We start from the raw sequence: 15016 nt of genomic DNA, 5'->3' as shown, positions 1-15016 counted from the left end.
AATGAAGCAGAGTCAAATCTTTGCAGCCGGCGGTGCGGAGGGTCTCAACGGCATTCCGAATTTCTTGCAGGGTGGCCATGCCCGTTGAAAGGACAACCGGTTTGTCTGTCTTGGCACATTCGATGAGCAGGTCATTCCACAGCAATTCATAGGATGCAATTTTATAAAAATGTACATAAGGAAAAAGTTCTTCGACCGCCTTAAGATAAAACGGTGTGCAAGCAAATTGAATATTAGCCTTCCGACAAGCCTTTGATAATTCAGGCAGAAACTCAACCGGCAGCTCCCAATCTTTACGCCGGCGGTGTTCTACGCTGGTCTGCAAAACTTCCGGTGCAAATAGCTGGTCAATTTTAAACAACTGAAACTTGACAGCGCTGCAACCGATCCCAGCTGATTTTTCAACAAAAGACAAACAGCGATCCAGATCGCGGTTATGGTTGCTGGAAACTTCGGCTACAAAGTTGATAGACATGGTTCATGTATTTCCAAAGATTTTAATATCGTTTCCACTACTTCATCGATGTTTTCGTCACTTAGATTTGGATGAATCGGCAAAGAAAGAATTTTTTCATAAGCCGCTTCGGCAACCGGACACAGGCCGGGGCCATTGCCAAAGCGCTTGCGATAAAAGGGATGCAGATGAACCGGAATATAATGCACATTCACCGGCAGCCCTTTTGATCGCAGGGTGTCAAATACTTCATCTCTATTGGTTTCTAATTGCTCCATTTTTAATCGAACAACGAACAAGTGGTACGCATGTGAGACATCGTCGCGAACTCCAAGAGGTTCAACATGGGGTATTTCTGCAAAAGCTGAAGTGTACTTTCCCGCGATTTCCTGTCTTCGGGCAATCCATTCAGGAAGACGCTGCAGCTGGCTCATTCCCAAAGCACACTGGAAATCAGTCAGCCGGTAGTTATATCCCAAATCGATCATTTCATAGTACCATGTTCCATGAGTCTCCCGCTGGCGATGGTCGGAATTAATTCCGTGGTTGCGGAACCGGCGCATTTTTTCTGCAAGCTTAGAATCGTTTGTGGTGATGACGCCACCCTCACCGGTGGTCATATTTTTCACCGGATGCAGGCTGAACGTACTCACATCAGCTAAGGTGCCGACCGCCCTATCTTTGTATTTTCCGCCAAGCGCATGGCAGGCGTCCGCGACCAAATAGAGACTATGTCTCTCAGCAATTGATCTTAAAGCATCGTAATCACACGGCTGGCCCGCATAGTCGACCGCGATGATAGCTCTGGTTTTCGAGGTAATTTTTTCTTCAAGAAGCGCCGGGTTGAGTAAAAGTGTTGCAGCGTCCACATCGACAAAAACCGGTGTGCCGCCCTGATAAACCACACAGTTGGCCGTTGCCGAAAAAGTTATCGGCGGCATTAAAACTTCGTCGCCGGATTGAATATCGAAAGCAAACATGGCGGCATGCAGAGCCGCTGTGCCGCTGCTTACTGCAACTGCTTCCTTTGCCCCGACAAAATCAGCGAATGCACGTTCAAATTCGCCGACCTTGGGTCCGGATGTCAACCAGTCGCTTTGCAGCACCTCGACGACCGCTTGAATATCGCGGTCGCTAATGCTCTGTGCTTTGCAGAACCGGCTCATTTGTTAAACTAAATCCTAATTGTTTTTCTATTAAATTCCGAATTTCTTCCACGGTCAAAAAATGGTCGTTGTTGCCGCTGGTGTAGGTAAAGCCATACTCGATAGCTTTGTGCGATTTACCATTACTTCCAACTTTATATTTCTTCAAGTCTTGAAGCGACGGTAAGATCACAAAGTAATTTTTAGACTCAACGGTACTCATCGCTTCATTGGCAGTAATGAGATCTTCATGAATTTTATCCCCCTGCCGAATGCCAATAATTTTAAGCGGGCACTCCGGCGCGATGGCCTCTGCAACATCCGTCACCCGGAAAGAAGGTATTTTGGGGACGAAGATTTCTTTGCCGCGCATCCCTTTAATGTGTTTCAAAACAAAATCGACCGTCTCTTCAAGTGTAATGCTGAAGCGGGTCATTCTCATGTCTGTGACCGGGAGAAAACCTTTTGCCCGGTGTTCAATAAAAAAAGGAATGAGTGAACCGCGGCTGCCCATGACATTGCCATACCGCACAACGGAAAACTTGATGTCTTTTGCACCGCGGTAGTTATTAGCTGCAATAAAGAGTTTGTCGGCGGTCAATTTAGTCGCGCCGTAAAGGTTGATTGGCGCGACTGCTTTGTCGGTTCCCAACGCCATGACCTTCTTGACCCCGGTATCCATTGCGGCATCAATCACATTCTGACTGCCGATGATGTTGGTCTTGACTGCTTCGAAAGGATTGTACTCAGCCGCGGGCACCTGTTTAAATGCTGCAGCATGCACGACGATATCGACACCTTCCATGGCACGTTTGAGCCGGGAAAAGTCGCGAACATCCCCGATAAAATACCTGATGGGAAGCTTGCCATTGACCGGCCAGATCTGCTGCATTTCGAATTGCTTTAGCTCATCGCGACTGTAAACAATGAGTTTCTTCGGTTTAAACCGTGACAGGACCGTTTCGACAAATTTCCGTCCAAACGAACCGGTACCGCCGGTAATAAGTATGACTTTGTTATCTAACATAAATTACTCGTAGTTTAGACACAGTTCCACCCATGTTAATCACATGATTAGTTTTGCTGCATCTGTGCAAAGGTAAATTGAATCTCCATAGTTATCGTCTTGAATCCATTGAACCTGTATTCTTAATATTTTAAGTTTGGATAACAAATTTAGATATAATATAATCCTAAATAGAGCGATTCTTCCGGGGTGGGGGTTCGGAGTCCAAGCTTTAGCTTGCTTTTGGGGGAGGCAGGGAATCACGCTAAAGCGTGTACTCTCACCCATTAGTAAATCAATTCTTGACTAAATCGCTCAATTTAGGATAGTGTTAAAGATTTGAGGGGTGGGTACAAATCTTTTGTTTCAACGTGTTCCCTCTGTGGGGTTCATACGAATCGCCGGATTAAGCACCGCATGGGGCGGACAGCTGATCTTGGAGCATCACAGGTTTCTGGCCACCCAGGCGGCCGAGGGTCGGAACAGATACCAAAATTACTACTGTCTAGAACATTCGGAGGACGCGAGGTTCCAGGACAGAGTCAAATAACCACATCATGAAAATGACTCGTTGCTAACGTAATATCAATGGAATCTTAAGCATTTGCAACTGAAATTTAATCCTGGGAATCAAATGCGTAAGATGCCACTGCCAAAATCAGGGTAACGCATGCCGGCGCTTTTTAACCAGGGATTTGCAGCGTCCGAATATGAAGTATTGATAACGATTGCATTGCTCATCGCATTTTTCATGCGCTTGCATTATTGATTTAATGATACTTATTGACAAAGGGGTCCAAATCCCATATGCTCTAATATTATGCCAGGATATGCTTCCATATTTAATCCCGCTATATGCGCTACTGCAATTAACGATAAAATCAGGCTGTTCTACTTCAATTAACCTGCTTAATTCATAATAGTTGATTAGAGCAACGGTTTGTATAAGTAAGTCTGATTTTAAAGCATTTCTAACAGCAGCAGCAGTTTTAATGATATTTAAATCTTTTTCTAATTTATCAAGATTTCTGCCCAAAATTAATATTACAATATTTGGATCTTGCAGGTTCATCAAATAATCGAGTAAATAACAGCCAACACTTCCCAGACCCAGTATTGCTATTTTGATTTTTTTACCATTATGGATTCTTACTGCCAGCTTTTTCAATTTTTTATTTGTAGCTACCATTTTTATCTCTTTATAAAACTCATTGCGCCCAGATAATCTTGAACGGTATTACAATTGAACCAATTATTAATTTCGACTATTTCTATCTGATCTAATTTTAATTTTTCAAAGTATGCGCCTAATAAATTATTTTAAGATGTCGATAATGATTAGAAATCAAGCGAATTGGCACAAAAATCAGTTAATCGAATGAATCGAAAAATTGCTTTTTTTTACCACGACCCAGTACAAAAAGAAACGCAGGAAAATGTAGCGCTTGAAGCTGACCAAAGGGGTTATCAAACAGAGTTTGTAGACATCACTAAAACCTTCTATACGGATGCGGATATCAGCGTCTATGTTTCTCACATACCGAACATAAAAAGAATTTTCTCCAAATACTCATTCATCATGCTACATGATTTGGGACAATCCCACCATAGTTGGCCCAATTTCTGGGGCTATGAGCCTTGGCACCGATTCACTGCCGGACTCATTCCCGGTAATTTCTGGCAGGAAATGTGTGACAATGCCAAAAGCAACGGTCAAAAAAAGTTTCTTCCTCATGCCGGTGTGCATAATATTGGCTGGCCAAAATCGGACCAGGTTTTCAACGATAAAACGTATGGCGAAGAACTTAATAATGTTAGAGAGCGCTTGCATCTCAGACACGATAAATCCGTACTCTATGCGCCGGCATGGGAAAATGATAATAAAGCGGAAGAAGTGATTGAAAAATTGAAGGACAGACCTTATAACATTTTGATAAAACAATCTCCAATACATGAAAATTTTCCAACGATGATGGGCACCGTGGAACGGCTTCGACACAAATATGAAGACCGCAAAGATAACGTCTATATGGTAGACCCGGAAACGAGTATTATGACTTATTTGGGATTAGCCGATGTTCTAATTTCCGATGAATCAAGCGTTCTAATTGAGGCGTTATTATTGGATATACCGGGCATCGCAGTGACAGACTGGCGTATACCGGACACCGATCCGCCCAGAATGGCGATTGCTCCGTACGAGCATTGCATCAAAATAAAAAAAGCGGAAATCAAAGCCACAATTGATAAAGTATTAGCGGGAGAGCTGACTTGTAATGTCACCCATAGATTCTCCACTTTAACCGACCACAAAAATCATTGGTTCTCAAATTTAGGTTGCGCCTCAGGAGCGGTCATGGATACTATTGATGATTTAGTAAAAAGATTCGAATCCGGACTTCAAAATGCAACCAGACCACAAGGTTCTAATTCCCATAATAATAGCGCACATTCGCTGCCATCTCTGACCATTCATGACTCGGCGATCGATTACGCTGACAGCTCGGAAAGTACGCTCCTAAACCTATGTTCCAATGAAGAATTTGATGAAAACTCAACCTGGCAGGAATTCAATGAGTGGGAGCTGCTCTATCATCTCTGTCCACTAAGAAAAAATCTATTTAATTGGATCGATTTTGGGCAAGAACCGTTCAGGTTTATTGAGCTTGGGGCCGGATGTGGTGCGTTGACTTCATATCTGGTCGATTTAGAAAATGCGTTCGTAACGTCGGTCGAGGGATCCGTTAGGCGGGCAGAAGTTATTCAGCAGCGCTGCAGACATGCAAAGAATCTTGAAATCCACGCCTGCAACCTGACCGAGTTTCCGGTAACAGAACCGTATGATTTCGTTTCTTTGATTGGCGTTCTTGAATATTCAGGAAAGTAGGTTCCCGGAGACGATCCTTACGAAGAGGTGTTATCTTTTGCGTTCAAAACTTTGAATGAAAATGGTTATTTGCTGCTCGCGATCGAAAATCAACTCGGCCACAAATATTTAGCGGGCTACCCTGAAGAGCACGACGGGCGGCCGTTTGAAGGTATTTCTGATTATCCGCATTATCAAGGAATGAGAACTTTCGATGCGGCAACCTTAAGGGCAAAATTGGAAAAGGTCGGGTTTAAAGCCCAGCACTGGTTTTATCCCTTTCCGGATTATAAAATGCCGACCGCGGTCTTGAGCGAAGCTGCCCTAAATCACGACGACTTTGATCCCTTCGCCTTGATGGAATTTCCGACGCAGGATCACTCCTGCCGGGTTAATCCTGCTTTCAATGAGCGTGGATTTTTGCAAACCCTCAGAAATATCGGCCAGGTTCATAATTTCATGAACTCCTTTTTGGTCATCGCTTCAAAAAATGAAAACAATAAGCGTTTGCGGCTTGATGATATGCTTGCAGCAAAGTTTAATGTTTTTCGTGCGCCCGCATTTCAGACCCGCACTTATTTTTTAGGAAACGGCTCCTCGGAAATTTTAGTCAAAAAAGAAAAATTCGATACCCTGAAAATTGAAGAATCGAGCAACGGCGTTCTACGCATTGTAAAAAATCAGAAATATCATAAAGACTTCAAGAATCTGCAGGAGAAATTTCTGGATGGTGTCTTAAGAAATAACTTGGATGAAGCCTGGCAGGCGGTTTCAGTTTGGCTGAAAACATTGGAAGAGCATTCCACACAGGCATCGGAGGAAAAGAAAAACCGGTTCCATGAATTTTGCAGAAAGCATTTGGGACATGTTATTTATGAATCGGCGCATCATCAGTGGATTTCAGGGAAATATCTCGATCTGATTTTTTCAAACCTTTTGGTTGCTGAGAATGATGAATCCGTAAAACTCATCGATCTCGAGTGGCAATTGCAATTTGATCTTCCGACTGCCTTAGTTTTTGATCGAGCGCTTTTCTACTTATCCGAAACATTGCGACAAAATCAGCAATTCCTGAATTTTAAAATGAAGGGTCAAGATTTTTTACCGGAGGAACTTCAAAAAAGATTGCAGGAGTCTGATTTAGCCAAATCGAGTGATAGAAATTCGTTGCAACTGTTCGAAACTTGGTTTTATCGTGTCGTGCAATCCGGGTCGTTTGACGCCTCGCTTTTGGATGCAAACGAAAATGAAAACCACGTCGCACAGGTTTTTCAAGAGGGGCAAAAATTAGCCGCTGAGAATAAAATCGCTGAGGCAATCGCCCAATTTTCTCGCGTGCAATTATTGCAACCGAACTATGCTCAAACACATAACGAGCTTGGAAACTGCTATTTCAAACAGGATAAGCCCGAGCTCGCATTGCAATCATTTATCAAAGCTGTCGAACTCGATCCCACAAATCGAGCTGCGATCCTGAATCTATCCGAACCGCTGAAAGCTTTGAATCGGCAGGCAGAAGCAATTAAGCTGCTCACTACTTTCTTGAAGAACAATCCGGAAGATGTTGATGCCATGACTATACTCGCCGAGTTGTACCAGGAAACGGGCAAAGAGGATCAAGTGATAGAAGTTTACAAGGAAATTTTGGCAGTCGATCCGCTGCATCAAGTGGCGATGACAGCTATCAAAAATAGCGTTACAAAGTTTCAATAACACCGGTAGGATGGCCCCAAAAGTCTGAAAGTCGATTCAAAAAATGCAGAACATGTCGTTCGACCCCTCCTTTCTTCGGGGCAGGCTCCGCGAACCGTAAAAGAAAGCCTTTCTTTAAGTAATGCCTTTCAAAAAGATTTCTCGCTCTGCCCAAAATGACATTAACTATGGATTTTTGTAAAATTTCGCAACAGCTTATCTCTATTAGAAACCCAACTCAAATAAATCTCTTCCCACCTTTCGACATGCTGCTCGATCAAACGATTTTCAGAAACATAACGCTGGGCATTTCGAGAAAGTCGTTCAGTAAGCTCCTGACTTCTTACCAACTCGGTTAATCCATTTGCAAATTCATCGGCATTGCTAAACAAAATTCCGGTTTCGCCATTCTTAACTGAATTAGAATAGACGAACTTACTGGCCAAAACTGCTGCGCCACATCCCGCCGATTCCAGAAACTTGACATCGGATTTACTGCGATTAAAGGGGATATCAGCCAGCGGAATGAGTGAAATATCAACCTGTTGCAGGAGCTGCAAATATTCACTTCTTTGCAGCAACGGAAAGTAGCGCTTGTTTTTTGAAGCGATGGATTCAAAAATCGCCTTATCTCCAATAATCCAACTTTCCACTTGAAATCCTTCTAATTCCAATTGAACGATTGTGGTGTTGTAGGCGTCTTTTATCGTAAGCCAATCAAGGAAATGATCTTCCCCGGCCGCATATCCGATAATTATCCCTCCGTCTTTCTTCCTGCTATTGTAAGGAAAGAGTTTATCAAATTGATTCTCTAATACGACCACTTCCGGGTGAATCTGAGAAATGACGTTAGCCAATGCTTGCGTACTGCACTGCACCGCCTGACTGGCTAAAAGACTCTGCTCAATTCGTTCCCGATAATCCGGAGGCGCCTGTTTCGCATAGCGGGATTCCGGGTGCAAATGCAGCAAATCATCATCGATTTCAAAAATGACTAACTTGCCCCGGGAATTTAATGCCGAGCAAACCTTCGCCAATCGCGGCGACATGGGGAGCCGTTGAATGATTAACATATCGGCATATTCAACAAGTTCGGCATACACGGCCGCATCAAGTTTGGTGAATTTCGTCACCTGCACATTTTCTCGCCGATTCAACTGCTCTCTCGGAAAATCAAAGCGATAAGGCGAGCAAACCGGGTTGGTGGTAAATTGGTATATTTGAATTTTTTCTTTGTTCATTATACACGAGGATGAAGCAATCAAGATAGTGCAGTCACCCCGATGTCATCGCCTTGAGCGATGGCATCGGTTATATGTTGAATGGTCAATTTTAATTCGAGTAAATTTTTGAGATTCGGTTCGATTGTTAACCCGTGTTCAACGGTTCGCAGTGCCGAATCGAGATCGCCGTTGATCAACAAAACCCGCACAAGCAGCTCTGCCGTTCGGATCGAATCCGGGCGAAGGGATAAAGCCTTTCGCAGGGGAGTCACCGCATGCTTATACCGGCCTTGCTTTGAAAGTCCCCACCCATAAAAGTAATAGGCTTGGTAATCATCCGGGTGCAAATCGACAGCATTCATCAGCAAAGCCGCCGGATTCTTTGCTTTGATCGCAGGCATGATCAAATCAGCAAGATTCGATTGGCCGAGATTATCATTCCATTCAAAGTCATTTACATATTTTGGTAAGAATTTCCGGTAGATTTCAGCTCGCGATTCCCAAAGTTTTTGGTTACTCAATCGGTGTTTCCCAACCCACTGCAGCGCATTCCGAGCAATTTTGCTTCTCAACTCAACATCAGTACGCAGTCTTTCCAAATGCTGAATGAGCTCGGCCGGGCTATTAAAAAGCAGAAGACTCTCCCCTTCCTCAGCGATTTCAATATAAGGGCCAAACCGGCTGCAAACCGGCACGACTTCGTGAGAGGCATATTCTAAAAATTTGACATCCGAGCGGCAGGCATTGAATTCGGTCGACAGCAACGGTGCGATACCTATATCAATTTCATCCAGAAAAGACAAGTAATCTTTTAAACTACCCGGATCTCGGAGCAAGAGTTTTTCAGGAGAAAGCTCCTCAAATATCTGCCGGATTGATTTCGACCCCATAATCGCCAGCCGCACACCGGGATGTTGTGACACCCATTCAATTAGCAGTTGGGTAATTTGTTTTAAGTCGTCAAGGTGCCGGGCCGAGCCACCCCACCCGATTGTAAGTTTATCGGAACCCCTGGGTTCTCGGTATTCAACTTTATCAACTAAGTTTGGAAAGATAAAGAATTCGTCGTTCAAATCCTGATATCTGTTTCGAAGTGCAAATGACGTGGTTTGCACAGCATCACAACGCCGGATAATTTCTTCCATTATCACAGGATAATCAGAAGCACTGCCGTTTTGGGTTTTGTGGGATTGCGAAAACCGGAAGTTGTCGGCTAATTCGTAAATGGTTCGAAAACCCTGATTGCGGCGTTCTTTAATGACCGGCAGCAAATCTGGATCGGACAAGTGGTGCAAAATCAGCAGCGGCACATTCAGCAATAATTGCTTGTTGCCCGCATTTAGCAGATCGAGATTCTTAACGGTAATGCCGTCTATTGACGAGAGTCCTTCGGCCGGCCTTGCGATGCGATAAATGAAATCTCCGGCTGAAGTATTTTGTCCGGAATAGAGTTGTAGAATGAACATAAGACTAGGATGAAACGATGCTATTGTTTTGAGCGATAGCATCGTCGTTTAATTTCATATCGCTGTGTTCGGCATGCAATTTCGCTAATTTCTGTTTCGCTCTTTCACCATTAAATTCCAATGTCTCAGCATTTTTTAGTGCAACCTCGGCCTTGCCGTATTCTTTCATCATCAAATGAACCGAACCCAAAGTGTACCAAAAATTAAAATCATTCACATGAAGATTCAGAGCATCCCGCAATACATCTATTGCTGCCAGATAGTTTTGGTTTTTCAAAAAATCATTCGCTTTCAACAAAATATTATTGTACTCGTGTCGCTGCCATCTTGGGGCAAAAACTTCATCTTCACTTTTATTCTCCAGAATCGAGGGCTTCCACCAGCTAATGCCAAAATAATCGTTGGGATTAGGTACTTTTTCAGGCGAGTAGTAGGCCTTCATTTTCTCATACAAAACGTCGGTTCCCTCTTGCACGATTTTATCGGTCTCGGAATTTTCCAAGGTATTAAAACTTACGTGGTTGAAATGATTCACGTACACATCCAATGCAATGCGCAGCAGATAGCCCTTTTCCCGCAGCCGCCAGGAAATTTCGGTATCATCGTCTCCCAAAAAAATATCTTCATCCAACCCGCCGAATCGCTCCAACAAATCTCTTCGCAGCGCCATGCAAAAGCCAATCAGCAGTTTCGATGGAATGCTTCGCTTGTCATAGTTTTGGCTCAAGCGCGCAATGACTTCTTGTGCATTATAAAGGTCATATTCTTGAAAATAAGTAGAAATATGCTGCACCGGAATAGTGGCATTCGATAGCGCTCCGACAGCGCCGGTGTTTTCATAATATTGAAAATGGCCGGTCAGTTTTGCAATCCAATCGCCAAAAACTTCCGTGTCGGGATTGAGCAAAATCACAAATTCTTTGTTAGAGTTTTCAATCCCAATATTACATCCCCGTGAAAAGCCATAATTTTTGGACTGCGGCAGAACTTTAACTTTTTCAGGAGAAAAATTTAGCTGCTCGATAATTTCGAGAGTATTGTCTTGAGAATGGTTATCAATCACCAAAACTTCGTCCTGCGGCCGCAGTGTATTGACGACACTGCCCAGACAATTTGCAATTGTTGATGAAGAATTAAAGGTGACGATAATGACCGAAGCGCCGGAGTTCATGCTGGCTTAGAAGGATTGTGCAAGTGCTCGTTTAAGGAATTCAGATTCGGGATATTTCCTAAATCCTTGAAATGCTTGCTTGGCTTTTTCCCGCCGTAAGTCATCGTTATTTAGATAATATTCACAACGTTCAACCAGTTGTTCGTACGGTATGTAGACCAGAAAATCATCATATTTTTTGTTGGGGGAATCTTCAATGATGCTAAACGATTTGTTGTTCATAAGATAGCCGATTCTCACATCGTCGAAAAGTTTAGTTTGATAATAGTAAATCGACAATACAATTTTTGAGCGAGCAATCCATTCATCCCTTTCATGACCATAAATGCCGCAAAGAATTTCTACATTAAATTTCTGCTCTAATTCCTTGAGAATTTTCATTCGCCGTTCATTTTTAGAGCCATAAAACAAAATGTCAACGTCTTTATTTTGACGATACTTTATTCTGAACATTTTTTGATGAAACCCGAGAGGTTTGAGAACTGCACGGATGCCGCGCTCGGCAAGAAAGTCGATATTTCGTTCACTGAAATCCCATACAACACAGGAAGGGGACATCAACGTTTCGAGGTTTTCTAAAGGCCATCCCTCAAGCTCCGAAAGTTCTTCCAGTTGATAGACGATGCATTTGTATTCGGATGAAATTTTCTGACCATATAAAAACTGATACCCTAAAATGATGTTAAGGTGATCTCGCTGCAGTCCTTCTCCGAAAATGACTTCATAGCCCAGGTCTTCCAAACCATAGCGTAACAAGTCGGCTGTTTCCAGAAAGCATTGGGCATGGACGAAAGATTCCCGGTCTTCCGGCGGCAGTGCTAAAACGATATTAAACTTCATGGGGCCGTGTACTGTATAAGCCTATCGGTTATTGTAGTAATGTATTTGCCTGTTAACGGAATATCGGAGTGGTGGAATACTTGGATGTTCACCATTAATCCCAAAATCCATTCTTCCGGTATTCCGGCTTCGAATTTTCCAAATTCAAGTAAATTAGACTACCAATCCTGTCCCCGAATTACATCAACGATATGTTTACGTTCCTGCTCTCCCACCCATTGGCCGACAGGGATGCAAACCATTTTTTCTGAAAACTCATCCAAACCGGTCAAACCACTGCTGTTGTAATTCGCAAAAATGGTATGGGAGTCGTTACGCGCATGCACAACCGAAGCAGCGATGCCGTTCTGAGCCAGGTATCTGATAAAGTTCACCCGGTCTTCAACTTTAATCGTAAACAGCCAGTATGAGGACCTACGATCTTCCGCTTCAGTAAGAAGTTTCAGCCGTTGCACACTTTGCAAATGCTCTTTGTAAAAAGCGGCATTTTCCCGTCTTTTTGCCACTAGCTCATTTAGATAAGGGAACTGAGCCAATCCGATAGTCGCTGCAATATCGTTCATATGAAATTTGTAGCCCGCCTCAATAATGTCCCACTCCGCAATGCCGAATCGGTTTTCCCTGCGCTGCTCCCGGTCGATACCGAACCATTTAAGGGAGCGGGAGCGCCGGTGGTCCCGTTCATTTTTGCACATCAAAACACCCCCATCTCCGGTGGTAAAATGTTTGATCGCCTGCAAGGAGAAACAGCAGAAATCCGAATGGTTGCCGATCTTTTTGTCCCTGTAAATCGCTCCCCAGGCATGCGCGCAATCTTCGATGACTTTAAGACCATGCTCACGAGCAATTTGATTAATTTCATCCATGTCGCATGGGTAGCCACCCCAATGCACCGCCAGAATGACTTTTGTCCGGACACCGATCTTCTGTCGGATGCTCTCTGGACCGATGTTCCCCGTATTCGCATCAACGTCAGCCCAGACGGGGGTCGCACCGGTCAGCACAATCGGCTCGTTGGTGGCCATACAGGTCATGGGCGTGGAGATCACCTCGTCGCCAATGCCGACGCCGCACAATCGCAACGCAAGTTGAATCGCAGATGTGCAGGAATTTAACGCGGTAACGTAGGCATTGCCGATATAATCGCTAATTTGCTTTTCAAATTCCAAAACTTTCGGACCTTCGCCAATCCAGCCACTTTCGATGACCTTTCGCAAAGGCTCCATGACTTCATCGATATTGTCGGGCATAAAAACTTTATGCATCGGGATCATTTCATTTTCCTCGCAAATGTTAGAGATGGAAACGGCTGAATTGTGACGGCCTCATAGTGGTCTCTAAACCAAACAGATTCCGTGAACGACCGGATGGGTTCTTTCTCGTATTCTATCATCCAATCAATTTGGTCCCTCTCCTCCGAGCCGCCTTCAAGCAACAGGATGCCGCCGGTATTGAGTTTCTCATGCCAACGATTCAGACAAAGTTGCAGCGACCGGCCGTCATTTGAGATGTCGATATGCAGCAGGTCAACGGAACTTGCTGAATAGTTAGAATGAGCCTCAAAGGCATCCTCATTGATGAAGCTACACTTGCAATGCGGTAATGACAGAAGTTCATTTTTTTTGAAATTTTGAACAATGGTTTCCAGGGAACAATGCCGGTAGGTATATTTGTCCCATAAATCGATAAGATGCAATTCACTTCTGGTATCCTTATTGTCTCTTAACGCCGCCGCGATATGCAGCGAGCTATAGCCCATAAAGGAGCCGAGCTCCACTGCCAGCTTCGGCTTGTGCGCTAAAGCAGTCGAATAGAAGAAATCCCCGAGATGATTTTCAGCGTATGAGGAACGAATTCCGGACAGGATTAAATCGTACATGGTCTTCTTCCCTAAAGACTCTTTAATGAGGTCTGAATGCCCAAGAGATTAGCCACGGATGGATACGGATTAAAAAAAGAAGATTTTATTTTTTTTATTAAACAGGAATCCGCGTTTAATCAGTGTTCATCTGTGGTAAAATGCCTTATTTTACCCCCAGCCTATTAGAATGATTTCAGGAACTAAAGAAATATGATTTCTACTAATATTTCGGCATTCTCTCTTTCGGACTTAAACAGGTTTATACAAATAAAAAAGGGTGCCCAAAATGGACACCCTTACTTCGATTAAGACGATTCGGACTATTAACCGAAGAGTGACAGTACGATTTGCGGCGCTGCGTTTGCCTGTGCCAGGGCGGACGTCGCTGTCTGCTGCATGATTTGCAATTTAAGCGCTTCCAGCTGCTCTTTGGCAAAGTCAGCATCTGCAATGCGGCTTCGTGAAGCTTCAGTGTTGGTAATCGCATTCGTAAGCGTAGCCTCTTTCGTGGACAGCCGTGCCTGATACGAACCGATAGAAGCGATACTGTTTTTAACACTTGTAATCGCAGTATTGATATTACCCAAAGCTGCTGACGAAAAAGATGCAGATGATACCGTAATATTTGCATCAGCTACAGTAAGATTGGTCGCTTTGTGATTTTGCGTACTCACAGCAACCACTAAAGAATCTGTAGTCGCTTCACCTGTTTGAATGGTCTTATCAACATCCGTCAAAAGCGAGGTGCCGTTGAATGTGGTTTCATCCACGATGTCGTCAATTTCACTGGTTAAGGCGTCGATCTCATCTTCAATCGCATTTCGCTCTGAGGAACCGAGGGTGTCACTCGCTGCCTGGGTAACTTTTTCCTTCATGGTCTCGAGGATATCGAGGATACTGTCCAAACCACCTTCAGCTATTGCCAACATGGACTTGGCATCGCCGACGTTGCCCAATGCAACAGCCAGGCCTTTGCCGCGATGCTGCAAAGTTTTACTGATTACAAAACCGGCGGCATCATCTTCGGCTGAGTTAATTCTTTTTCCGGTTGCCAGTCGCAATTGGCGGATACCCAACTGCTGATTAATCTTATTCAAAGAGTTTAGTGCCTGCAGTGCTTGAATATTGCCGCGTATTCGGCTGAGGTCTCCAAAAGCCATATTTCTCTCCTTTTTTTCTGGTGATTAAAACGAGCCTGATTTAATTCAGGACTATTCTTTTATGATAATTCTTAATTTCTAATTGGATTATCGACGAGATAGCATGTCACTTGCTATTTGACAAAAAAGAAA

The 15016-nt window shown here is 43.8% G+C and carries 13 protein-coding genes; 2 read left to right on the top strand and 11 right to left on the bottom strand.

The features are described 5' to 3' along the window. The 4 genes from IH879_08925 to IH879_08910 all read right to left on the bottom strand — a co-directional run. On the bottom strand, positions 1 to 475 hold a 475-nt coding region (locus IH879_08925; GenBank protein MCH7675062.1), incomplete at its 3' end, for an N-acetylneuraminate synthase family protein. Continuing rightward, a complete protein-coding gene (pseC, locus tag IH879_08920; GenBank protein MCH7675061.1) occupies positions 457 to 1620 on the bottom strand; it encodes a UDP-4-amino-4,6-dideoxy-N-acetyl-beta-L-altrosamine transaminase in 1164 nt (387 codons plus the stop codon). The genes IH879_08925 and pseC, both read right to left, overlap by 19 nt. Next, positions 1589 to 2626 carry a UDP-N-acetylglucosamine 4,6-dehydratase (inverting) gene (pseB, locus tag IH879_08915; protein ID MCH7675060.1) on the bottom strand — a complete coding sequence of 346 codons (1038 nt, stop codon included), beginning with the start codon at positions 2624 to 2626 and terminating at the stop codon, positions 1589 to 1591. Before pseB ends, pseC begins: the two co-directional genes overlap by 32 nt. A 637-nt stretch (positions 2627 to 3263) precedes the next feature. Then, entirely contained in the window at positions 3264 to 3794 is a 531-nt protein-coding gene (locus tag IH879_08910; GenBank protein MCH7675059.1) for a hypothetical protein, read from the bottom strand. Between the two features lie 189 nt (positions 3795 to 3983). Here IH879_08910 and IH879_08905 point away from each other — a divergent pair, with 189 nt between their 5' ends. Continuing rightward, complete coding sequence (locus tag IH879_08905) at positions 3984 to 5492, top strand: CDP-glycerol glycerophosphotransferase family protein (protein ID MCH7675058.1); 1509 nt, start codon at positions 3984 to 3986, stop codon at positions 5490 to 5492. Positions 5493 to 5543: 51 nt separating this feature from the next. Continuing rightward, on the top strand, positions 5544 to 7184 hold the full coding sequence (locus IH879_08900) for a tetratricopeptide repeat protein (protein MCH7675057.1): 1641 nt from the start codon (positions 5544 to 5546) through the stop codon (positions 7182 to 7184). Positions 7185 to 7345: 161 nt separating this feature from the next. Here IH879_08900 and IH879_08895 read toward each other — a convergent pair whose 3' ends face one another. The 7 genes from IH879_08895 to IH879_08865 form a co-directional block, all read right to left on the bottom strand. Continuing rightward, a complete protein-coding gene (locus IH879_08895) occupies positions 7346 to 8404 on the bottom strand; it encodes a glycosyltransferase (GenBank protein ID MCH7675056.1) in 1059 nt (352 codons plus the stop codon). Between the two features lie 20 nt (positions 8405 to 8424). Continuing rightward, entirely contained in the window at positions 8425 to 9852 is a 1428-nt protein-coding gene (locus IH879_08890; protein ID MCH7675055.1) for a glycosyltransferase, read from the bottom strand. 4 nt (positions 9853 to 9856) lie between these two features. After that, positions 9857 to 11023 (bottom strand): glycosyltransferase, encoded by a 1167-nt coding sequence (locus IH879_08885; GenBank protein MCH7675054.1) that lies wholly within the window; start codon positions 11021 to 11023, stop codon positions 9857 to 9859. 6 nt (positions 11024 to 11029) lie between these two features. Further along, positions 11030 to 11863 (bottom strand): hypothetical protein, encoded by an 834-nt coding sequence (locus IH879_08880; GenBank protein MCH7675053.1) that lies wholly within the window; start codon positions 11861 to 11863, stop codon positions 11030 to 11032. A 158-nt stretch (positions 11864 to 12021) separates the two neighbouring features. Further along, a complete protein-coding gene (locus tag IH879_08875) occupies positions 12022 to 13137 on the bottom strand; it encodes a DegT/DnrJ/EryC1/StrS family aminotransferase (protein MCH7675052.1) in 1116 nt (371 codons plus the stop codon). Further along, the gene (locus IH879_08870) at positions 13134 to 13742 is read right to left on the bottom strand and encodes a class I SAM-dependent methyltransferase (protein ID MCH7675051.1); all 609 of its coding nucleotides are present in this window, start codon (positions 13740 to 13742) and stop codon (positions 13134 to 13136) included. The genes IH879_08875 and IH879_08870 overlap by 4 nt, the downstream gene beginning before the upstream one ends. Positions 13743 to 14047: 305 nt before the next feature. Continuing rightward, positions 14048 to 14884: a flagellin gene (locus IH879_08865; GenBank protein MCH7675050.1), complete on the bottom strand. Its 837-nt coding sequence runs from the start codon at positions 14882 to 14884 to the stop codon at positions 14048 to 14050. Positions 14885 to 15016 lie beyond the last annotated feature (132 nt).

It is taken from the genome of candidate division KSB1 bacterium, from assembly GCA_022562085.1.
Lineage (GTDB): Bacteria > Zhuqueibacterota > Zhuqueibacteria > Oceanimicrobiales > Oceanimicrobiaceae > Oceanimicrobium.
The sequence above is the reverse complement of the archived record's forward strand: the minus strand, read 5'-3'. Positions and strand labels throughout refer to the sequence as shown.